General features: G+C 68.1%; 21 protein-coding genes and 1 pseudogene. 11 read left to right on the forward strand and 11 right to left on the reverse strand.

Annotated features, from left to right (window positions below; all coding sequences use genetic code 11):
- Positions 1–451, forward strand: a pseudogene (locus AC1DU6_RS04020) (hypothetical protein); the annotation flags it as partial.
- A 35-nt stretch (positions 452–486) separates the two neighbouring features.
- Here the strand turns inward: AC1DU6_RS04020 and AC1DU6_RS04025 are convergent.
- Complete coding sequence (locus AC1DU6_RS04025; protein WP_477856134.1) at positions 487–1437, reverse strand: tetratricopeptide repeat protein; 951 nt, start codon at positions 1435–1437, stop codon at positions 487–489.
- 381 nt (positions 1438–1818) lie between these two features.
- Between AC1DU6_RS04025 and purE the strand changes: the two genes are divergently transcribed.
- From purE to AC1DU6_RS04045, 4 genes are read left to right on the forward strand one after another with little or no spacing between them, the layout of a single operon-like run.
- Positions 1819–2283 (forward strand): 5-(carboxyamino)imidazole ribonucleotide mutase, encoded by a 465-nt coding sequence (purE, locus tag AC1DU6_RS04030; RefSeq protein WP_477856141.1) that lies wholly within the window; start codon positions 1819–1821, stop codon positions 2281–2283.
- Positions 2280–3467, forward strand: a complete 1188-nt coding sequence (locus AC1DU6_RS04035; RefSeq protein ID WP_457322916.1) for a 5-(carboxyamino)imidazole ribonucleotide synthase — start codon at positions 2280–2282, stop codon at positions 3465–3467. Before purE ends, AC1DU6_RS04035 begins: the two co-directional genes overlap by 4 nt.
- A complete protein-coding gene (locus AC1DU6_RS04040; protein WP_477856135.1) occupies positions 3467–4453 on the forward strand; it encodes an L-threonylcarbamoyladenylate synthase in 987 nt (328 codons plus the stop codon). Before AC1DU6_RS04035 ends, AC1DU6_RS04040 begins: the two co-directional genes overlap by 1 nt.
- 24 nt (positions 4454–4477) lie before the next feature.
- Positions 4478–5437 (forward strand): SGNH/GDSL hydrolase family protein, encoded by a 960-nt coding sequence (locus AC1DU6_RS04045; protein WP_157282187.1) that lies wholly within the window; start codon positions 4478–4480, stop codon positions 5435–5437.
- A gap of 104 nt (positions 5438–5541) precedes the next feature.
- Here the strand turns inward: AC1DU6_RS04045 and AC1DU6_RS04050 are convergent, their stop codons facing one another.
- Together AC1DU6_RS04050 and AC1DU6_RS04055 are read right to left on the reverse strand one after the other, a co-directional pair.
- Complete coding sequence (locus tag AC1DU6_RS04050; protein WP_477856136.1) at positions 5542–7275, reverse strand: long-chain-fatty-acid--CoA ligase; 1734 nt, start codon at positions 7273–7275, stop codon at positions 5542–5544.
- 62 nt (positions 7276–7337) lie between these two features.
- Positions 7338–8039 carry a DUF8198 family protein gene (locus AC1DU6_RS04055; RefSeq protein ID WP_457322913.1) on the reverse strand — a complete coding sequence of 234 codons (702 nt, stop codon included), beginning with the start codon at positions 8037–8039 and terminating at the stop codon, positions 7338–7340.
- A gap of 35 nt (positions 8040–8074) precedes the next feature.
- Between AC1DU6_RS04055 and AC1DU6_RS04060 the strand changes: the two genes are divergently transcribed.
- Positions 8075–8938, forward strand: a complete 864-nt coding sequence (locus AC1DU6_RS04060; RefSeq protein ID WP_477856137.1) for an esterase/lipase family protein — start codon at positions 8075–8077, stop codon at positions 8936–8938.
- On the opposite strand, the gene hppD is transcribed toward AC1DU6_RS04060, so the two are convergent.
- On the reverse strand, positions 8890–10029 hold the full coding sequence (gene hppD / locus AC1DU6_RS04065; RefSeq protein ID WP_457321653.1) for a 4-hydroxyphenylpyruvate dioxygenase: 1140 nt from the start codon (positions 10027–10029) through the stop codon (positions 8890–8892). The two genes, AC1DU6_RS04060 and hppD, sit on opposite strands and share 49 nt — an antisense overlap.
- A 120-nt stretch (positions 10030–10149) precedes the next feature.
- On the opposite strand from hppD, the gene AC1DU6_RS04070 reads away from it, so the two are divergent.
- Positions 10150–10632, forward strand: coding sequence for an Lrp/AsnC family transcriptional regulator (locus AC1DU6_RS04070; RefSeq protein WP_056205021.1), 483 nt, complete (start codon positions 10150–10152; stop codon positions 10630–10632).
- Positions 10633–10664: 32 nt separating this feature from the next.
- Positions 10665–11213 carry an RNA polymerase sigma factor gene (locus tag AC1DU6_RS04075; protein ID WP_457321655.1) on the forward strand — a complete coding sequence of 183 codons (549 nt, stop codon included), beginning with the start codon at positions 10665–10667 and terminating at the stop codon, positions 11211–11213.
- 13 nt (positions 11214–11226) lie between these two features.
- Here AC1DU6_RS04075 and AC1DU6_RS04080 read toward each other — a convergent pair whose 3' ends face one another.
- The 4 genes from AC1DU6_RS04080 to AC1DU6_RS04095 form a co-directional block, all read right to left on the reverse strand.
- Positions 11227–12069 (reverse strand): HDOD domain-containing protein, encoded by an 843-nt coding sequence (locus AC1DU6_RS04080; protein ID WP_457321657.1) that lies wholly within the window; start codon positions 12067–12069, stop codon positions 11227–11229.
- 233 nt (positions 12070–12302) lie between these two features.
- Entirely contained in the window at positions 12303–12539 is a 237-nt protein-coding gene (locus tag AC1DU6_RS04085) for a hypothetical protein (RefSeq protein ID WP_157282183.1), read from the reverse strand.
- Positions 12540–12614: 75 nt separating this feature from the next.
- Positions 12615–12806, reverse strand: a complete 192-nt coding sequence (locus AC1DU6_RS04090) for a hypothetical protein (protein ID WP_477856138.1) — start codon at positions 12804–12806, stop codon at positions 12615–12617.
- 285 nt (positions 12807–13091) lie between these two features.
- Positions 13092–13658 carry a hypothetical protein gene (locus tag AC1DU6_RS04095; RefSeq protein ID WP_457321659.1) on the reverse strand — a complete coding sequence of 189 codons (567 nt, stop codon included), beginning with the start codon at positions 13656–13658 and terminating at the stop codon, positions 13092–13094.
- Positions 13659–13806: 148 nt separating this feature from the next.
- Here AC1DU6_RS04095 and AC1DU6_RS04100 point away from each other — a divergent pair, with 148 nt between their 5' ends.
- Complete coding sequence (locus AC1DU6_RS04100; protein ID WP_056205004.1) at positions 13807–14235, forward strand: nuclear transport factor 2 family protein; 429 nt, start codon at positions 13807–13809, stop codon at positions 14233–14235.
- Between the two features lie 3 nt (positions 14236–14238).
- Here the strand turns inward: AC1DU6_RS04100 and fusA are convergent, their stop codons facing one another.
- Complete coding sequence (gene fusA / locus AC1DU6_RS04105) at positions 14239–16302, reverse strand: elongation factor G (protein WP_457321675.1); 2064 nt, start codon at positions 16300–16302, stop codon at positions 14239–14241.
- Between the two features lie 63 nt (positions 16303–16365).
- On the opposite strand from fusA, the gene AC1DU6_RS04110 reads away from it, so the two are divergent.
- The gene (locus AC1DU6_RS04110; RefSeq protein WP_056205000.1) at positions 16366–17775 is read left to right on the forward strand and encodes a M28 family metallopeptidase; all 1410 of its coding nucleotides are present in this window, start codon (positions 16366–16368) and stop codon (positions 17773–17775) included.
- Between the two features lie 541 nt (positions 17776–18316).
- Entirely contained in the window at positions 18317–18988 is a 672-nt protein-coding gene (locus AC1DU6_RS04115) for a DNA alkylation repair protein (RefSeq protein WP_477856139.1), read from the forward strand.
- Here AC1DU6_RS04115 and AC1DU6_RS04120 read toward each other — a convergent pair.
- Both AC1DU6_RS04120 and AC1DU6_RS04125 read right to left on the reverse strand, forming a co-directional pair.
- Positions 18985–19368 (reverse strand): cupin domain-containing protein, encoded by a 384-nt coding sequence (locus tag AC1DU6_RS04120; RefSeq protein ID WP_477856140.1) that lies wholly within the window; start codon positions 19366–19368, stop codon positions 18985–18987. The genes AC1DU6_RS04115 and AC1DU6_RS04120 overlap by 4 nt on opposite strands.
- Positions 19369–19424: 56 nt before the next feature.
- Positions 19425–21074, reverse strand: a complete 1650-nt coding sequence (locus AC1DU6_RS04125) for a phosphoethanolamine transferase (RefSeq protein WP_457321036.1) — start codon at positions 21072–21074, stop codon at positions 19425–19427.
- Between the last annotated feature and the right edge of the window lie 367 nt (positions 21075–21441).

Raw genomic sequence — 21441 nt, forward strand, 5'->3', positions numbered from 1 at the left:
GGCCAGCGCGCCAGCTTCACAGCCTGCGCCCGCGCTCACGCCGGTGCCTGTGCCCGTCAAGCCTGCGCCCGCGTCGGCTGCGACTGGCGTGAACACCCGCCCGGTGGCACTGCCCGGCTCGGCGCCCTCGCGTCGCGACACGGCGCCCAAGCCCATCGTGACCGAGAAGGCCGGCGACTTCCGCCCGGTGCCGCGCAGCCCCGTCTTCGCGGCGCCCGAGCCGGCGGCCTCCAGCCCGGCCGCCCCGTCGAGCAAGGCGGCCCCGGCATCGGCGGCCCCTGCGCCGTCCACCGAGCCGCGCACCGCCAACGAGGCCTGCGGCGGCCGGGTGCTGTTCGCGCGCGCCTGGTGCATCGACCGGCAGTGCGAAAAGCCGATCTATCACAACGACCCGGAATGCGTGAGGCTGCGCGACATCCGCAGCAATCGCGGCAACAGCGGCGTGCCCTGAGTATTCCGGGCCGTGCGGCTGTCAGGCGGGCCTGATCAGAACAGCGCCATCGACAGCTTGCGCCGATAGCTGTCGATGAGCGGGTCGCTGGGCACGACGGCGGCCTTGCCGGAGAGTTCCAGCGTGCCACTTTTGGCCTCGGCGGCGTGCTTGGGAGCCGGCTTGGTCAGCAGCTCGAGGATGGCCACGTAGGTTTTGCGCGCGGCCTCGCCGTTCCAGGCCTTGTCGCGCATGATGATTTCCAGCAGCTCGTCCATGGCCTCGGTGAAGCGCTGGTTGGCCAGGTGCAACTGGGCCAGCGTGAAGCGGGCGTCGAAATCGCGCTTGTTGGCGGCGATTGATCCCTGCAGCGCCGCCGGGTCGGCGCCCGTGGCGGCTTCGAAGGCGCTGAGCCAGGTGGCCAGTGCCGCCAGGCGGGGCGAGGGCACCAGGGTGTCGGCGGCCTTGGCCGCCACCGGGGCGAAGGCAGCGCGCGCGTCGTTGAGCAGGCCGAGTTCCAGCAGCGCCTTCACGTAATCGAAGCGGGCAGCGTCATTGGCCGGGTCGGTCTGCACCGCATGGGCCAGCTTGGTCAGCGCGGCCTCCAGGTCGCCGTCGGCCATCAGGTCCTGGGCATCGGCCAGGTCGGCCTYGGCTTCGAGTTCCTCGCCGGCCGGCACGTGCTTGTCCAGGAACTCGCGGATCTGCGCCTCGGGCAGGGCGCCGACAAAGCCGTCCACCGGCTGGCCGCCAGAGAACATCACGCAGAAGGGGATGGAGCGCACGCCGAACATCTGGCTGAGCTGGGTGGCGATCTCGGGCACCTCGTCGCTGTTCAGCTTGGCCAGCGTGAAACGGCCAGCGTAGGCGGTTTCCAGCTTCTCCAGGACGGGACCCAGGGTCTTGCAGGGGCCGCACCAGGGCGCCCAGATGTCCAGCAGCACGGGCTGGTTCTGGGACGCGACGATGAGTTCGGCTTCGAAGTTCTGGAGGTTGATGTCGATCATGGCTGAGGGTAGGAAGTCTGTTGGCGCCACGGGGGGCGGTGCGAGAGGGTCTGCGCGGGCGCAGGGCTAGGCGTCGCGCCGAAGCTCGGGCTGGTTTGCCCGTGCAAGGCGCGCAACAACGCCATGCGCCCGCGCAGGCCCTCTCCCGAAGAGGTTGGCACTCAAAAACCCGCGCGCAGCGTTGCGAAGCCTCGCTGGGGATGACCCCAGCTTCGTTTCGCGCCTTGCTCGCGGGCTTTTGAGTGGCAACGCATCCGCCCCCCGTGGCGCCAACAGACTTCGGGACGCGCCACCTACAATTCAAGGCTTTTCTGAGCCTTCCGGAGCGCGACCTTGTCCACCCCAGCCCCCCAGAACCCGGATGCCGTCATCGGCATCGTCATGGGCTCCAGCAGCGACTGGGAGACGATGAAGCAAGCGGCCGAGATTCTGACCGAGTTCGGTGTTGCCTTCGAGGCAAGGGTCGTGTMGGCCCACCGCATGCCCGACGAGATGTTTGCCTATGCCGAAGCGGCGGCAGGCCGCGGGCTCAAGGCGATCATCGCCGGTGCTGGCGGTGCGGCCCATCTGCCGGGCATGCTGGCCGCCAAGACGACGGTGCCGGTGCTGGGCGTGCCTGTCGCCAGCCGGCACCTGCAGGGCGTCGACTCCCTGCATTCCATCGTGCAGATGCCCAAGGGCATCCCGGTCGCGACCTTTGCCATCGGCAATGCCGGCGCGGCCAATGCGGCGCTGTTTGCTGTGGCGATGCTGGCGACGGGTGATGCGGCCCTGCTGGACAAGCTGAATGACTTCCGCACGAAACAGACCGAAATCGCCCGCGCGATGAGCGAGGAACTGCGTTGACAGCCCTTCTCCCTGGTGCGGCGACGCTTGGCGAGTCGCGGCAAGCGACGCTGGGCGTCTTGGGCGGCGGCCAGCTCGGTCGCATGTTCGTGCATGCCGCCCAGGCCCTGGGCTACCGTTGCATCGTGCTCGACCCTGATGCCGTCAGCCCGGCGGGCGCCGTGGCCGAGAAGCACATCAAGGCCGACTATCTGGATTCCTTCGGCCTGGCCCAGCTGGCGCGCGACTGCGACGCGATCACGACCGAGTTCGAGAACGTGCCGGCCCTTGCGCTGGAGACGCTCGCCGGCATGCGTGTCGTGGCGCCCGCCGCGGCGTCGGTCGCCGTCTGCCAGGACCGCGCCATCGAGAAGGCGCATTTCGAAGCGGCCGGCGTGCCCTGCGCGCCGCATGCCGTCATCACCAATGAGATCGAACTCGCGGCCGTCGACCCGGCCCTGCTGCCAGGCATCCTGAAGACCAGCCGTATGGGCTATGACGGCAAGGGTCAGGTTCGCGTGGCCACCACCGCCGAGCTGGCCCAGGCCTGGGAAGGGCTCAAGCGCGTCCCTTGCGTGCTTGAGCAGTTGCTGCCGTTGAAGGCCGAGCTGAGCGTGCTGGTGGCGCGCGGCGCGGACGGGCAGATCGTCAACTTCCCGGTGCAGCAGAACCTGCACCGCGGCGGCATTCTGGCCGTCACCGAGGTGCCGGCGCCGGATGTGCCGGTCGAGGTCGACAGGCTGGCAGTAGCCGCCGCCCGTCAGGTCGCGGACGCGCTGAACTATGTCGGCGTGCTGTGCATCGAGTTCTTCTGGTTGCAAGATGGCCGCCTGGTCGTCAATGAGATGGCGCCGCGGCCGCACAACTCCGGCCACTGGACGATGAACGGCGCCGATGTGTCGCAGTTCGAGCTGCAGGTGAGGGCGCTGGCCGGCCTGCCATTGCCGGCGCCGCGCCAGCATTCGGCCAGCGTCATGCTGAACCTGCTCGGCGACCTCTGGTTCAACGACGACGGCGGCCCCACGCCCCCGGCCTGGGACCGCGTGCTGGCCCTGCCGGGCACGCATTTGCACCTCTACGGCAAGGCCGACGCCCGCCATGGCCGCAAGATGGGCCATCTGAACATCACGGCCGACACGCCTGAGGCGGCTCATGCGGTCGCCGTGGAGGCTGCCGCCATCCTGGGCCTGCCCACCGACTTCTGATGTTGCTTCTGCCCGGCAACGATCCCGAAGCCGTCCAGGCCGCCGCGCGCCGCCTGGCCGACGGCGAATTGCTCGGCCTGCCGACCGAGACCGTCTATGGCCTGGCCGCGCGCGCCGACCAGGACGAGGCCGTTGCCAGGATCTTTGCCGCCAAGGGCCGGCCCAGCGACCACCCGCTGATCGTCCATGTGCTGGACGCCGCCGGCGCCGAACCCTTTGCCGACCATCTGCCCGTCGCCGCACGCCGGCTGATGGATGCCTTCTGGCCCGGCCCGCTGACCGTCATCGTGCMGCGCAAGGCCGGCATGGCCGAGGCTGCGGCCGGTGGCCACGCCACCGTGGCGCTGCGCTCACCCGCCCACCCGGTCGCCCGCGCCGTGCTGGCCGCAGCGCGCGCGCTGGGCGTCGAGGGCTTGGCCGCGCCGAGTGCCAACCGGTTTGGTCGCGTCAGCCCGACGCTGGCTCGCCATGTCGTCGAGGAATTCGGCCCCGAGCTGATGGTGCTGGACGGCGGTGCCTGCGAGGTGGGCATCGAGTCCAGCATMGTCGACTGCAGCCGCGAGCATCCGGCCCTGCTGCGCCCGGGGCTGATCAGCCGTGGCCGCATCGAGGCCGCCCTGGGCCAGCCGCTCGTGGAGCCGGATGCCACGGCGCCCAAGGCCTCGGGCACCTTGGCTGCGCACTACGCGCCGAGCGCCCGCGTGCGCCTGCTGGATGCCCAGGCGCTGGCTTTACGTTTGGCCACAACGGCCGCCAGCGGGGGCTTGGAGGGGGTGGCGGTATATTCACGCGCCCAGCTGCCGGCTTGGCGCTGGCAGGCCATGCCGGCCGACCCGGCGGCAGCGGCCCACGAATTGTTCGCGGTGCTGCGCCTTCTGGACGCGGCCGGCGCGCGCGAAATCTGGGTCGAGGCACCGCCCCACGACCCTGCCTGGGATGGCGTGCGCGACCGGCTCAGCCGGGCCGCGGCCGCCTTTTCCGATTGAGTTCTTGTTCCTGAGTTGATCGTCATGCAACGTGTTGTCTCCCAGAAATTGAAGCGCGGCCTGGCTTTGGCCATGGTGGCAGCGGCCGCGCTGATCGCCGGCTGCGGCGGTGGCAGCTCCCAGCAGATCGACCCGTTTGCGCCGACCCGCGTCATCGCCTTCGGCGACGAGATGGGCACCATTCTGCAAAGCGGCAAGAAGTACACGATCAACGGCCTGAATCCCGACACCAAGCAGGTGGACTGCAAGCTCAGCCCGGTCTGGAGCCAGATCCTGGCCGGCGGCTTTGGCTTCGTCTACCCGCAGTGCAACACCGACTTCGTCGCGCTGCCCCAGGGCATCATGTACGCGGCACTGGGCAACAAGGTTGCCGATGTGCGCGACAAGATCGACCTGCATCTGTCCAACGACCGCTTCGGCCCCAAGGACATCGTGTCCATCATGGTCGGCGTCAACGACATCCTCGAGCTGTATCGCCAGTTCCCGGCCCAGAGCCGTGACTCGTTGATCAACGAGGCCAAGGCGCGCGGCAAGCTGCTGGCCGACCAGGTCAACCGCATCGCCAATGCCAACGGCCGTGTGCTGGTGGCCACCATCTTCGACGTCGGCCTGACGCCCTACGGTCAAAAGGAAAGACAGCAGCAGACCGACATCGACCGCGCCATCTTCCTGAACGACCTGAGCTCGGCCTTCAATACGACCATGCGTCTGAACCTGCTCAACGACGGCCGCCTGGTCGGCCTCGTGCTCGTTGACGAGACGATCCAGCAGATCGCGCGCTTCCCGGCCGCCTTCGGCTACGCCGATGTGACGAACGCGGCCTGCCGCACCGAGGTCGCGCCTCAGGACTGCACGACGGACACGCTGGTGACCGACGCCAACCCCACGCAATGGCTGTGGGCCGGCGACACCCTGCTCGGCCCGAGCGCGCAGCAGCGCATCGGCACTTTGGCGCTCACGCGCGCCAAGAACAACCCGTTCTAGCCCACCCCCGAGGCTGAGCCCRGACACAAACAGTCCTGAGGACTGTTTGYGCCTGGCGAAGGACAAGGCCTCTGGCCTTGGCAGCGAGCGCGGCCTAATAAGACTTAGGCAGTGTTGGTGCGGAGTTCTCTGCGCAGGATCTTGCCGACGTTGCTCTTGGGCAGTTCGTCGCGGAACTCGATGAACCGGGGCCGCTTGTAGGCCGTCATCTGTGCCGTGCAGTAGCTGACCAGGTCTTCCTCGGCCAGCGCCGGGTCGCTCTTGACGACGAAAAGCTTGACCGCTTCGCCCGACTTGGCGTCCGGCACGCCGATGGCAGCACACTCCAGCACGCCGGGATGCATGTTGACGACCTGCTCGATCTCGGTCGGGTAGACGTTGAAGCCACTGACCAGGATCATGTCCTTCTTGCGGTCGACGATACGCACATAGCCACGCTCGTCCATGATGCCGATGTCGCCGGTCTTGAAGTAGCCGTCGGCGCACATGACGTTGGCGGTCTCGTCCGGGCGCTTCCAGTAGCCGGCCATGACCTGCGGGCCGCGGATGCAGATCTCGCCGCGTTCGCCGATCGGAAGGTCGCGGCCGTCGTCGTCGCGGATGGCGATCTCGGTGGACGAGATCGGCAGGCCGATGCTGCCGTTGAAGGCGCGCTGGTCCAGCGGATTGATGGTCGCCGCCGGCGAGGTCTCGGACAAGCCATAGCCTTCGACCACCGGGCAGCCGGTGACCTTGAGCCATTTCTCGGCCGTGGCCTGCTGTACGGCCATGCCGCCGCCGTTGGAGATGACCAGCTCGGAGAAGTCCAGCCGCGAGAAGCCCGGCTCTGCGGCCAGTGCATTGAACAGCGTGTTGACGGCAGGGAAGATGTGGATCTTGTGTCCGCGCAATGTCTCGATGAAGCCGGGGATGTCGCGCGGATTGGGCACCAGGATGTTGAGGTGGCCCATGCGCGCACCGAGCATGAAGCAGGCCGTCAGCGCGAAGATGTGATAAAGCGGCAGCGCACAGACGTTGGTGAACTGCATGTTCTGGTCGGGCAGCCGGGCCAGCATGGGCTGGAACCAGGCCTCGACCTGCAGGATGTTGGCGACGATGTTGCGGTGCAGCAGCGTGGCGCCCTTGGACACGCCGGTCGTGCCGCCGGTGTATTGCAGGAAGGCAACGTCGTCGGGCCCGAGCTCGGGCTTCTTCAGGTGCAGGCGCTCGCCATGGGCGAGGGCCTCATTGAAGCGCACGACGGTGCGGCCGTCGCCGGCTGGCAGGCGGAACTCCGGCACCATCTTCTTCAGGTGGCGCACGGCAAAGTTGATCAGCGGGCCCTTCCACCAGTTCAGCAGGTCCCCCATGGACGCCAGCACGACATGCTTCACGTCGGTCGCGTCGATGACCTCGGACAGCGTGTGCGCGAAGTTCTCCAGCACGAYGATGGCGYSSGCGCCCGARTCCTTGAGCTGATGCTCSAGCTCGCGCGGSGTGTASAGCGGGTTSACGTTCACGACGACGAAGCCCGCGCGCAGGATGGCCGCGATGGCCACGCCGTACTGCAGCAGGTTGGGCATCATGATGGCGACGCGGTCGCCCTGCTTGAGCCCCTGGGCCTGCAGCCAGGCGCCGAGCTGCATGGAGAGCTGGTCGATCTCCGAGAAGCGCATCCGCTGGCCCAGGCAGATGGCGGCATCGCGTGAGGCGTGCTTGCGGAAGGCCTCGTTGAGCAGGTCGACCAGCGAGCCGTAGACGCGGGTGTCGATCTGCGCCGGCACGCCGGCTGGGTAGCTGGCCAGCCAGGGCTTGGCGCGGGATGTCACTTCGGTGACTTCGGCAAGGACGGCGGTCATCGAGAGCCTTCTGACGTGCTTGGCGTGAAGCCTTCGATGTTGGGACGCCGTGTTACATCAAGCTAGGGGAGTTGCCCTAACGCGGATGCATCACCGCGAAACAATGCACGTGCGAGTGTGTCCTCACGGTGTCGCACAGTGGACAGGAACTCGCCCGCGCCCCGCATCGCGCGGAAGGTGTCAAAGCCGCTTTCGAGAAAGTTCTGCAGCGCGCCCAGGCCCGCCATCTGCGCGGGGCCGCGCATCAGCCGCAGCGTCTGGCGCAGCAGCGGCTTGCGGGTCAGCTTGTCCAGCGACTCGCCCACCGCCATCGTCAGCTCGATCTGTCGCTGCCTCGACGCGGGCTCGCTGCAGGCGCGCCAGGCAATGGCGTATTCGTCGGGCTTGATATCGGCTGACAGCAGGTGCTCGGCCATGCGCGTATCCAGGCGTTCGGACAGGGCGTGCAGCTGCGCGAGCTTGGCGACCGTGTCGACGACCTCGGCGGGAAAGAGGCGGGTCAGCGTCGGGATGACGCGGGCGAACTGCGCATCACGCTGGCGGTAATCGTCGGGACCGTAAAGCTCGTGCAGGAAGAAGCGCGTGGCCGCCTCATAGCGTGGGTTGGCGAGCAGATCGGCATAGGTGGCCGCAAAGCGGCGCTGCTGGAAGGCCTTCACGCTCTGGACGCGGGCCTCGAGCTCGGGGTCGGCAGCACGGCGGGCGCGTTCCGCGTCGACGGCGCGCAGTTCATTCAGCAGGGATTCGGCACTCAGTTCATCCATGGGTCGGCGGAATTCTGCCTTCCTACACTCGGGCGATGAACGGACGACTGCAAAGGATCTGGGTGTTGCTGCGGCTGGCCCTGGCGCTGGCCGTGGGCTGGCRCTTCGGCTGGGGCTGGGGGCTGCTGACGCTGGGCCTGCATGCGCTCATTCTGGCGGGGGGATTCCTGCAATTGCGCTGGGTGAACCGGCCCGCACCGGCCTGGGGGCAACTGCTTCGCGCCTGGGCCCGGGAAGTCGTCGCCAGCGAGTTGGCCTTCTCATGGCGCCAGCCCTGGCGCGAATGGGCCGAAGCGGATCATCTGCCGGCGGGCGCCGGGCAGGGCGTGTTGCTGGTGCACGGTTTTTCCTGCAATCGTGGCCGCTGGAACGGCTGGATGGAGCGCCTGCGCGAGCAAGGTGTCGCTTTCGTCGCGCCTTCGCTGGAGCCGGCTTTCGGCAGCATCGATGTCTATGCGGAGGAGATCGAAGCCGGCGTGCAGAAGCTCAAGGCGCACACGGGGCGCATGCCCATCCTCTGCGCGCACAGCATGGGTGGCCTGGCGCTGCGGGCTTGGTGGCGCCGCTTCGGCGCGGGGCATGAGGCGCCGCATGTCATCACGCTGGGTTCACCCCACCAGGGCACGCGCATGGCAGCGCTTGGTCTGGGCGTCAACACGCAGCAGATGCGCCTGGGCAATGCCTGGCTGGCGGCGCTGCCGGGTCTGCCTGACGTTGACTGCTTTTGGACGCCCTGTGACCAGATCGTCAATCCGGCGGAGCGGGCGATCCTGGCCGGCGCGCGGGCGCACCGGCTCGATGGCGTCGGCCACATGGGCCTCGTCCACTCGGACGAGGCCTGGCAGTGTCTTCAGACGGCCTTGGCGGGCTCGTCCTTCAGCACACCGCGGCGGATCTGATCCAGTTCGATGCTCTCGAACAAGGCCTTGAAGTTGCCTTCGCCGAAACCCTCGTTGCCCTTGCGCTGGATGAGTTCGAAGAAGATCGGACCGATGACTTCCTTGGTGAAGATCTGCAGCAGCAGCTCGTTGTCCACGCCCAGGTGGGTGGCGCCGTCGATGAGGATGCGCAGGCGGCGCAGTTCGTCCACGTTCTCGCCGTGGCCCGGCAGGCGCTTGTCGATGAGGTCGAAATAGGTCTCGATGGTGTCCTGGAACTGCACGCCGGTGCTCTTCATGCCCTCGACCGTGCCGTAGATGTCGGTCGTACCCAGCGCCACGTGCTGGATGCCCTCGCCGTGGTACAGGTCCAGGTACTCGGCGATCTGGCTCTTGTCGTCCGAGCTTTCATTGATCGGGATGCGGATCTTGCCGCAGGGGCTGGTCATGGCCTTGCTCTTCAGGCCGGTCAGCTTGCCCTCGATGTCGAAGTAGCGCACCTCGCGGAAGTTGAAGAAGCGCTCGTAGAACTCCGACCATTCCTTCATGCGGCCGCGGAAGACGTTGTGCGTCAGGTGGTCGATCTCGGTCAGGCCGTGGCCCACCGGGTTGGGGTCGACCGGCTGGTCGTTGGCGTCCAGCAGCGGCACGAAGTCCACGTCATAGATCGAGATATTGCCGATGGCACCGGCGCCCGCGCCGCCCTTGCCTTGCCAGCGGTCGACGAAATAGATCAGCGAGTCGCCGATGCCCTTGATGGCGGGGATGTTCAGCTCCATCGGGCCGGCCTTGTTGTCGAAGCCCCAGGCGCCCAGCTCCAGCGCGCGTTTGTAGGCATGGCCGGCGTCCTGCACGCGAAAGGCGATGGCGCAGATGGACGGGCCGTGCAGGCGCGCGAAGCGCTGCGCGAAGGAATCGCTCTCGGCGTTGATGATGAAGTTGACGCCACCCTGGCGGTACAGCGTCACGCTCTTGTGGCGGTGCTTGGCGACGGCCTTGAAACCCATGGTCTCGAACAGCTTGCCCAGGCCCGCCGGATCGGGCGCGGCGAACTCGATGAACTCGAAACCATCGGTGCCCATCGGGTTGTCCCAGGGGGTGAACTTGGCCATGAAAGTCTCCAGCGGCGTGATGCTTGAAAACGAAAATTCTGCGGCGCGGTTCGCGCAGGTTTCATGCATTCTTCGGCGCGGACTCGGCCATCGGCGCAGGAAACCTGCAAAATCACGGCCATGGAAGCCGCCATCGAGCTCGACGCCATTGACCGCCGCATTCTGCGCGCGCTGCAGCAGGATGGCCGCCTCACCTATGACACGCTGGCCGGCGAGGCTGGGCTGTCGTCTTCCGCCGTGCTGCGCCGCGTGCGTCGCCTGGAGGAGGCCGGTGTGATCGCCGGCTATGTCGCGCTGGTGGCGCCGGCGCGCATCGGCCTGGGCCTGACGGCCTATATCAATGTCAGGCTGGAGAAGCAGACCGACAACCCGCTGCGCAATCCGCGCGACCTCTTCCGCGCTGCCGTGCAGACCTGGCCCGAGGTGGTCGAGTGCGCGGCGCTGACGGGCGAAATGGACTATCTGCTGCGCGTGCTGGTGCAGGACATGCAGCACTACGCCCGCTTCATCAGCGACACGCTGCTGATGCACCCCAGCGTGCAGGACTGCAAGACCAGCTTCGTGCTGGAACGGCTGAAGAACACGACCGCTGTACCGGTTTGAACCTGTGCGCCGGCCGGTGGCATTCACCGGCCATGACCACGGTCGACCGGTACCGTTCCCGCCCTGGCGCGTCGCTGCCCGACGTCGGCCTGGTGCTGGGCTGGCTGCCCCGGCTGCACCGCTATGCGCGGTCGCTGCGGCGCAACCGCGAGGACGCTGATGATCTCGTGCAGGACACGCTGGAGCGCGCCTGGTCGCGCGCCGGGCTCTGGCAGGGCGTGGGCGACATGCGCGGCTGGCTGTTCAGCATCATGCACAACCTGCACGTCGACGCTTTGCGCCGTGGCCGGCTGGATGTGGTGGACCTCGACAGGCAGGTGCTGGACATCCCCGTCGCTGCAGCGCAGTCCGAACGCCTGGCTCTGCGCGACCTGCACAAGGCCCTGGCGACCTTGCCGGTGGAGCAGCGCGAGGTGCTGCTGCTGCTGGCCGTCAACGGCATGGCCTATGCCGAGATCGCCGCGGCCCTCGGCATTCCCGTTGGCACCGTGATGTCGCGGCTGTCGCGCGGTCGCACGAGGCTGCGCGGCCTGATGGCCGGGAATGTGCGGCGGCCGAACTTTCAGGGGAGAAGGGAATAGCCCGGCGTTGGCGTCAGTCGAATTCGTGAAGCAGCTTGAGGGCGTGCGCTTCGCTGAGGTTGAGCAGTTCGGCGATGTCGTGCAGATCATCCGGCACGCCCGCGTCATCCCAGCCCCGCGCCGTGTGCCGCGCCAGCCGCACAGCCAGGTGCACGCAGCGCACCTGCGGGTTGCGGCCGTCTTTCTCGCTGGTGATGCGCGCGAGCAAGTCCGGCAGATGCCAGCGTCGCATCAGGGCCTGCTCCAGTTCGGCCAGTTCAATGCCCAGCACCTGGCGCTGGGCAGCCGTGCTGCGCAGATGCCGGTCGGCGTCCTGCAAGGCGGCGATCTTCAGCGCCAGCACGGGCGCATGTACCCACAGCAGCATCTCGGCGAAGTCATGCAGCAAGGCGGCGCTGTGGATGACGGCGGCATCTGGGTCGGCCCGGTGGGCCGCAAAGCCCAGCGCGAAGCGCGAGGCACGTTCGGCGCGCTGCATGACACGTGACAGCCCGAGCAGGGCCTCGTCGTTATCAGCCAGCACCAGCTCGAGCGTCGGCTGCGGACCGAAGTCGCGGAAAAAGGGGGTGATGCCCATCAGCACGATGGCAGCGGTCACTGTTTCGGCGTCGGCCCTGAGCCCGGAAGTGCTGCCGCGCCGCCGCTCACTGGCATGGGCCAGCACCTTCAGCGTCATCAGCGGGTCGGTGGCGATCATTTCTCCCAGGCCGTGGGCGTCGACGTCGTCCTCGGTCGCGCGCATGTGCTCAAGCGACTCGGCCGTCTCGGCCAGTACGGGGATCTCGGCCCGCGCAAAGGCGTCCACCCAGGCCTCCAGGCTATGGAGTGGCGCGGTCAGGCAGAGGCGGTCGGACATGGGGCCGATGCTAGGCYTGGGCGGGGCCGCCTGCTCGTCGGAGGCGGCCCCGTTTTGCCAACCATTTCAGCTTTGACGGCACCCCTATCTCGGGGCGAGCGCCGGGCCGCTCCCAAGCCGGCCCGGCTGGCGATGTGCTTGCCGGTCAATACGGCAAGCATCGCCGTCCCCTCGGGGGACCGTTCGCACTTGCCGGCGTTCAGCCGGAGCAAGAGCAAACGAGGGGCGACTTTCTACAGCCTGCGCACGCCTTCCAGCCGGGCGGTCAGCTGGCCATCGACGTAGAGCGCGCCTTCAGGCGCGCCGGCTTCGGCGTAGAACTCCAGATGGTTGCGGGCACGGCGCCGGCGGTAGGCCGGCGAGAACACCAACCGGATGGCACGGGCCGCGCGCTTGACGCGGGTCCAGCGGCGGGCCCAGGCGGCGTGGGTTTCGGCGGCATCGGGGCCGCTCAACTCGATCAATCTCATGAGGGTCTCCTTGGCGCCGGGCCGGCCCTCATGACATGGATCGGTCATGGCTGAGGGGCAGGCGGCGCGCTGTGGTCAGSGGCTGTCGTCGGGGAAGCGGTCGCGCAGCAGGCGTCGCAATTCGAGGCGGGCTTGCTGGCGCTGGGCATGGGCGTCGTGCGCGCTTCGGTGGGCGCCGGCCTGGCGTTGCATGGCCGGTGCCACCAGCGGATTGCGCGGTTTGAGCGCTTTGATCTGCAGGGGACGCGGGGAGGTGAATTGGGGCATGGCGTGCTCCGGTTGGGGCCGCACGTGGGCGGCGGGCAATGCGGCGGCTCGGCCCGGGGTGGCGCCTGCGTTTGCATGGATGAGTTGGGGCCCGGGGCTTGCGCTCGAGGCAAGCGGGCCGGGCGGTCAGAGGGCTTGGGTGTGCGACCTCGCTGTGACGGGAGAACTGCAACACGCCACAACTTGCGCAAATGATAAACAAACGTTGCTCTTGCGCAAGCGGTTTTTATCCAACACCCCTAACGTGAGTAGTACCGGCCGTCCAGTGATGGATGCGCGGAAGGATCAGCGCTTCTTGGCCTTCAGCGGCGCGACGCGCGCCTGCAGCTTGCGCCACTCGTCGAGCTCGGCCTGCGGACTGGGCGCGGCCGCCTTCACCGGCACGGGTGCCGGTGTGGTCGAGGGCGTCAGCACCTCGCCGAGCAGATCCAGCAGCCGCGTGCGGGCGCGCTGCGGGTGGCGGCGGTAGTAGGTCAGCACCAGGCCGATGATGAAGCGCTCGTCGTCATCTCGGGGCATGCTGGGCGAGTCGCTTGCCGCAGGCGCTGCTACAGCGGGCATGGCCGGTGCCTCGGCAGTGGCCATTGCACCGTGCTCGATGTCCATCCAACCCGGCGCCTTGTGACAGAGCTGCTCGAACTGCCGCGCCAGGCGCTCGCCGATCTGGCGCGAGCGGCCCTTGATCTGGCTCCAGTAGCTGGGCTGGATCTGCAGCCTCTCGGCGAAACGCCTTTCCAGGCCACGCAGGGTGGCGGCATCGGCATTCTTGACGGTGGCGCTGACGAACTCTTCGAACAGCCGCATCGCGTTGTCCAATCGGATCTGCGCGACGTCGCGGGGGGCGCTGGGCATGGGCCGCAATGATAAATGGATCTTCACCTTCACTTCTGCGCGATCCCGGGTCGTAGGACGGTTCCGACCCGGCTGAGCCGGCAACTCCTACTGAATGCCCGCCAGGCTGCACCCATATTGAGGTTTTAGGCCGTCAAAGGAGATTGGCATGCATACCGCAGACAGCACCCTCATCGCGCTGGAGAAGAAGTTCTGGCAGTCGATGGTGGACGAAGACACCGACACCGCAGTGGCGCTGCTGGACGAACCGGCGCTGATGGTGAGTTCACACGGCGCCATGCAGTTCGATCGCAAGCAGTACAAGCACATGGCGGAAGAAGGCCCGATGGTCATCAGATCGTTCGAGTTCAGCGACATGCAGGTCATGCACCCGAACGACGACACCGCCGTGCTGACCTATCGAGTCAAGCAGGCCATCGCGCCTCGCGGCAAGTCGGAGGAGAAGGAGCAGGAGATGGCCGACTCGTCCGTCTGGCTGCGCAAGGATGGCGAATGGTTGTGTGTCATGCACACGGAGACCGAGGTGGACGCCAAGGCCAAGCCGGCCAGGAAGACCACCGCCAAGGCCAAGCACTGAAGCTCAGTCCCCTTCGTCGTGCGCCTTGTAAGCGCCGACGAGGGCGGCCTGCGTGTTCGGCGGCACCGGCTCGTAGTGCGACAGCAGCAGCGTGTAGCGCCCTTCGCCTGCCGTCATCGCGTTCAGCCGCGTCTGGTAGCTGGCCAGTTCGGCCAGCGGTGCCAGGCCCTGCACGATGAGGCTGCCCGGCACGGCGGAGCGCGTGCCGTTGACCTGACCGCGGCGTGAGGCGAGGTCGCCGGTGATGTCGCCGATGCCGTGCTCGGGCGCCGTGATCTCGACCTGCACGATGGGTTCCAGGATCAGCGGCCGGGCCTCGCGCACGGCCTCGATCAGCGCGCGGCGGCCGGCGGTGACGAAAGCGATTTCCTTGCTGTCCACGGAATGGTGCTTGCCGTCATAGACGACCACGCGCAGGTCCACCAGCGGATAGCCGGCAATGACGCCGCTGGCCAACGCCGAGCGCACGCCTTTTTCGACGGCCGGCATGAACTGGCCCGGAATGGTGCCACCCTTCACCGCGTCGACGAACTCGAAGCCGGCGCCGCGCTCCAGCGGCTCGACGCGCAGATAGACCTCGCCGAACTGGCCCGCGCCGCCGCTCTGCTTCTTGTGGCGGTAGTGGCCTTCGGCCGGCGCCGAGATCGTCTCGCGGTAGGCGATGCGCGGCGGCTCGGTGAGGACTTCGCTCTTGTAGAGCTCGCGCAGTCGCTCCAGCAGAAGGCGCAGATGCAGTTCACCCAGGCCGTAGACCAGCGTCTGGTGCGTTTCACCGGCCTGTTCGATGCGCAGGCAGGGGTCTTCCTCCACCAGCCGGGCCAGCACCTCCCAGAGCTTCTGCTCATCGCCGCGGCGCGCGGGGCTGATGGCCAGGCCGTGCACCGGGGTGGGGAAATCCAGCGGCTTCAGGTAGATGTGCTCGTCCTCTTGCGCGTCATGCAGCACGGCGTCAAAGGCGAGGTCTTCCACCTTGGCAATGGCGCAGAGGTCACCCGGCAAAGCCTCGTCAATGTCGACATGCTTGGCGCCCTGCAACATGAAGAGGTGTGCGACGCGGATGGGCTTGCGCGCATGGCCGACGAAGAGCAGGCCGCCCTTGGCGACGCGGCCCTGATGCACGCGCATGACGCCCATCTTGCCGAGGTAGGGGTCGGCGACGATCTTGAAGATATGGGCCAGCACATGGCCGGCTGGGTCGGGCCGGGCGGGGTAGGGCGTGGGCTCCGTGCCCTTGCCTTCCAGAAAAGGGGGCGGGTTGCCCTCGGCCGGGTTCGGCATCAAGGCTTCGATCGCCGACAGCAGTTCGCCAATGCCGGCGCCGGTCTTGGCTGAGCAGAAGCAGACCGGGATCAGATGCCCTTCGCGCAACGCCTGCTCCAGCGGCGCATGCAGCTCGCGCGGGTCGACGTCGCCGTCGGTCAGGTAGCGGTCCACGAATGCCGCATCGACCTCGACGACCTGCTCGACCAGGGCCCGGTGCGCTTCGGCCACGGACGAAAAATCGGCGTCCCCGGACGCCGCGAAGAAACAGTCGGCGACGCGCTTGGCGCCGCTGGCCGGCAAGTTCAGTGGCAGGCACTCCTTGCCAAACACCTCGCGGATCTGGGCGAGCAGCCCGGGCAGGTCGGTGTCGGGACAGTCGATCTTGTTGACGACGATGAGGCGTGTCAGCCCGCGCTCAGCGGCGGCAGCCAGCAAGCGCTGGGCCATCAGCTCGATGCCGTTCTGGGCGTTGATGACGACGATGGCGGTGTCCGCCGCCTCCAGCGCCGGCAGGGCCTGGCCGACGAAGTCCGGCGCACCAGGCGTGTCGATGGCGTGCACGCGGATGCCGCCATGGGTGAAGTGGGCGAGGCTGGATTGCAGCGAATGGCCCAGGCGCCGCTCCAACGGGTCATGGTCGCTCACCGTGCTGCCGCGCTCGATGCTGCCGGCCTGCGGGATGGCGCCGGCATGGGCCAGCAATGCGTCCAGCAACAGCGTCTTGCCGGCCGCCGCCGGCCCCACCAGCGCGACCGTTCGGATGGTGCTCACTCGCGAATCCAGGCTCGTCTCGCTCATCGGAATCTCCTCAGTGGCGTTGGCAGAGTAGAAGAACGCGGCCAACCCGGCAAGGGCAGAATCGTTTGCATGCAAGCCCGATTGACCGCCCTCATACTCTTCCCCCTGCTCGCCGCCACGGCCCAGGCCCAGTCTGCGCCGGCCGACGAGCTGAAGGCCATGCTGGCCGAAGTCAGCCCGGCCCGCATCGAGTCGCGTATCCGCCGGCTGGTGGCCTTTGGCACGCGCCATACGCTGTCCGACATCGCCTCCGACACCCGCGGCATCGGTGCCGCGCGCCGCTGGATCACGGCGGAGCTGTCCAACTGCTCCAGGCTCGCCGGCGGGCGGCTGCAGGTGGAGGAGCAGAGCTTCATCGAGCCGGCCGGCAACCGCGTGCCGCAGGCGACCGAGCTGGTGAATGTCGTCGCCACGCTGCCGGGCCGCGGTGCGTCGAAGAGCCGCGTCCTCGTCGTCAGCGGCCACTACGACTCGCGCAACAGCGACGTCATGGATTCCCTGGGCGAGGCGCCCGGCGCCAACGACGACGCCTCCGGCACGGCTGCGGTCATGGAGCTCGCCTGCGTGATGGCTGGGCGCCAGTTCGACGCGACCCTCGTCTTCATGGCAGTGCCGGGTGAGGAGCAGGGGCTGCTGGGCGCCGCGCAATGGGCACGCGAGGCACGTGCTGCGGGCACCAATGTCGAGGCCATGATCACCAACGACATCGTCGGCAGCTCGCGCGGCGACGCGGGCCAGGCCGACCCCAAACGCCTGCGCCTGTTTGCCGACGGCCTCGACCCGCTGGTGCGCCTGCTGACCGCCGCCAACGCCAACCGCCCCGCCAGCGACGCCGACGTCAGGTCCGTCGCTGCCATGCAGGCCGAGCTGCTGCCGTTGCTGCAGGCCGGTGGCAACGAGGACCTGCCGACCCACCAGCTCGGCCGCCACCTCAAGGCGGCCGCCGAGGCTGCCATGCCTGGCTTCACGGTCCAGCTCATCCAACGCCGCGACCGCTATCTGCGCGGCGGTGACCACATCCCCTTCCTGGAGCGTGGCTATGCGGCGGTGCGCTTCTCCGAACCCTTTGAGAACTTCGCCCACCAGCACCAGAACCCCAGGACCGAAAACGGTGTCGTGTTCGGTGACCTGCCCGAGTTCGTTGACTTCGCCTACGTGGCCGATGTGGCGCGCGCCAACCTCGCCGGCCTGGCCACGCTGGCCTGGGCGCCGGCGCCGCCCAAGGGCGTGAAGCTGGATGCGCGCGAGCTGACCAACGACTCGACGCTGGAGTGGCAGGCCAGCGACGACCCCGAGGTGGCCGGCTACCGCGTCGTCTGGCGCGACACCGACTCGGCCGCCTGGCAGCAGTTCAAGGACGTGGGCCGGGCCACGCGCTCGACGCTGCCGGTGTCCAAGGACAACGTCGTCTTCGGCGTGCAGTCAGTCTCGAAGAAAGGTTATGCCAGCCTGGCGAGCTACCCGCTGCCACGGCGCTGAATAGCGCTGAAGAACGCTGACGCCCGGTCGCCAAAGGCAACCCTTGCTTACTGCGGTGGGCGTGGCGATGGACGAATATTCAGCCGCCACCACCGCGAGGGCTTATGCATTGAGCACGACCGCCTTGCCCGTGTCGCCCCTGGCCGTCCACTGTCGAGCCGCGGCGATGAGGCGGTGATGGCTCGGGCGCGACAGCCGGTCCACCGGCTGCCGCGCCCGTTCTTTTAGGGCCTGTTMACACTACGGCAATGGGTCGCGAAGGCCCGCCGCCAGGGGCCAATCAAGGCGCAGCGCGCCGCCCGCACWCGCGTGCGGGCCAGCGACGCAACGCCGAGTGGCCCCTGGCGACGGGCCTTCCCGAAGGGTTGTGACCAGAAAGCCCGCATGCTGTGTTGCAGATCCTCGCTGGGTATGAACCCAGCTTGCGGTCTGCTGTCGTGCCTGCGACCTTTCTGGTCACAACGCGGCCCGTTGCCGTAGTGTGAACAGGCCCAGTGCCATTGGACGACCTAGAGTGCACTCGAAGTCAAGGACTCGTTTGATGAGCAGCAGCGACCGATTTGATCTCGCCCTCCAACGTTTGCGCGCGGCGGCCCGGCCCGAAGCGCTCGAAGCCATGGCCGGCTTCGGCCTGACCGGCGAGGGCCGCCTGGGCCTGGCCGTGCCGACGCTGCGCGCGCTGGCCCGCGAGTTCAAGCGCGACCACGGGCTGGCCCTGGCGCTGTGGGACACCGGCATCCCCGATGCCCAGATCCTGGCCGGCATGGTGGCCGAGCCGGCGAAGTTCACTCTGAAGCAGATGGACCATTGGGTCGCCGACATGCGCGCCTGGGATGTCTGCGACCAGGCCTGCACCAATGCCTTCGTCAAGAGTCCGCTGGCCTGGGATGCGATCCCGCGCTGGGCGGCGCGCGAGCCCGAGTTCGAGAAACGCGCCGGCTTCACGCTGCTGGCGGTGGCCGCGGTGCATCAGAAGCAGCGGCCGGATGCCGACTTCATCGCCCGCCTGCCGCTCATCGAAGCCGCGGCTGATGACGAACGCAACTTCGTCAAGAAGGCCGTCAACTGGGCGCTGCGGCAGATCGGAAAACGCAGCAAGGCGCTACGTGAGCCTGCGCTCACTGTGGCGGAACGGCTGTGCCAGCGTGATGAGAAATCGGCGCGCTGGATCGGCACCGACGCGTGCCGCGAGCTCAGCCGGGGCGCTGGCTAGCTGCCGAGCTGCTCTTCGATGGAGCGCGTCTTCTCGTTGGGCRTGTCGCCGCTGTGCAGCGTCGTCTTGCGCTCGATCAGCATCAACAGGCACTCCTCCTCGGCGACGGGGCAGTGCTCCACGCCGCGCGGCACGACGAACATCTGCCCGGCTTCCAGCGTCACGGGGCCGTTTCGCAACTCGATCCGCAGCCGGCCGCGCAGGATGTGGAAGAGCTCGTCCTCGTCGGGGTGGCGATGCCAGCCGAAGGTGCCCTGCACCTTGGCGACCTTGACGTAGTTGTCATCGAAGGCGCCGACGACGCGTGGCGACCAGAGCTCCGTCAGGCTGGCGGCGACGTCGATGGGGCTGATCGCAGCGATGGGGGCGGTGGCGGGCATGGCGGCTCCTGGTGGCGTTGGTGAGGGATAAATAGACTCTGACCCTAATTTGTGGATCAGCGGATGTCGTCGTAATTCCAGCCGGGCCCGTCGATCTGGCGCAGGCGCCGCTGGCGCGGCCGCCAGTCCGGCGAGCGCAGGCTTTCCGCGGGCGAGATGCCGTCGGCGTCGACGCCGGCCAGGTCCAGCAGCGTGGGCATCAGATCGGGGTGGCTGATCGGCGTTGTGCGGCGTGCCTGCAGCGGCAGCAGCGCCTCGGGCCAGCGGCGGCGGTAGGCGTCATTGGCCCAGAAGAACAGCGGCACGGTCGTGTCCGCCTTCGACGGGCCGGGCAGCGCATGCATGAAGCGCTGGCGCTCGTCGTCGAACAGGTTTTCGCCGTGGTCCGACGTGAACACCAGCAGGGCCGGCACCGGGTCGGCACGCAGCGCGGCCATGGTGCGCATCAGGAAACGGTCCAGCACGACCAGCGTGTTGTCGTAGGAATTGATGGTCTCGGCCTTGTGGCCCGGGCCCGGCCAGCCGTTGACGCCGGCGTCCGCCAGCGTGGGCGTGAAGCGCCGGGCCTGGGCGTCGTAGCGTTCTTCATAGGGGAAATGGCTGCCGATCATGTGCAGCACGATGAACTGGCGCGGCCCGGCCTGCCGCAGCAGGGCCTCGAACGGCGGCAGCAGCGCGGCGTCCATGCGCAGGTGGAAGTCGTAGTCGCCGCGAGCGAAGTCAGCCAGGTTGGCGTCGCTGATCAGGTCCGAGTTCTCCTGGTTCGACAGCCAGGCCGCGTGATACCCGGCCTCGCGCAGCGTGCGTACCAGGCTGGCTCGATCACGCTCGCCGAGCCGGCGGGCGACGATCCCGGGCACGGCGGAATCGGTCCAGTGCGCCGTCGAGGCGACGTCGCGAAACAACAGCAACTCGTCCCGCGCCGCCGACAGGCCGGGTGTCGTGTCGCGCCCGTAGCCGTAGACGCCCAGATGATCGGGTCGAACCGACTCGCCGATGACCAGCACGAGATGCAGCGCCTCCTCGGCCCAGCCGGGGCGGGCGCGTCCCTGCAGTGAGACGGTCGGCTTCTCCCGCCGGTCCTGCTCCAGCACGCGTTGCAGGCTGGATGCGAGGTTCAGCGGAAAGACCCGGTCGGCCGTGGTGCGCTCGAAGAACGTGGGCAGGCTCAGCTGCTGCGGCACGGCCTGCCGCATCACCAGCGACAGGCTGGCCACGCCGAGCAGGCCGGCCAGCCACCCCTTGCGGTGCGCCAGGTGCCAGCGCCGGTCGACGCGCCAGGCGAGCAGGGGGTAGGCCATGGCGATGGCCGCCCAGAGCCACACCCAGGCGCCGAACCCGCGCACCACCTCCAGGCTGCGCGTCGGTGCCGTGTGCAGCGCCGCCGCGACCAGGGCGTCGCCCGGGGGGCTGCCCTGGCTGAGGCAGAGGTAGACATAGGGCGGCAGCAGCAGCACCGCAGGCGTCCAGGCCAGCAAGGCCCAGCGCAGGCTGCCCAACAGGGTCGGCGCCAGCGCCAGCAGCCACAGGGACAGGCCCAGTGTGGCCAGGCGTTCGCGCAGGTCCAGCCCTTCGCTGCCCAGCGCGACGGCCAGGCCCGGGCTGCACAGCAGTGCCAGCAGCAGCGCCACCAGCCCGCGCTGAGCCGGGGACGGGGGAAACAGGCTTGGAGGGAGCGGCGCGGAACGAATCAAGGTGGTGGACATGTCACGGGCGCCGCGAGCTTAGCGTGCGGCCGTCTCCCCCTTTTGGGGGAGGCGGGGGGGAGAGACGGGGGATGCGTCAATGGCTTCTCCCCCTTCGCTCCACCCTCCGGGTGATGTCCGAAAAAAGGCCCGGCGCCGATGCTGACGGCATGGCGTTGAACACCACGCCGAACCTTCACAAACACGGAGCCGCCACCATGCAATTCTTCAGCTCGTCGCAGTCGCCCTGGTCCAACTCCAAGCTGCCCGTGGCCATGCCCGCGCGGTCGCGCGCCGGATTGCCAGGCGGCAAGCCGGAAATTTGCGGCTGGTACGACTCCAGCTTCGACCTGGCCACCGGCCTGGAAGTCTGCGAGCAGGACAACGA

It is taken from the genome of Roseateles sp. P5_B10, assembly GCF_056400485.1.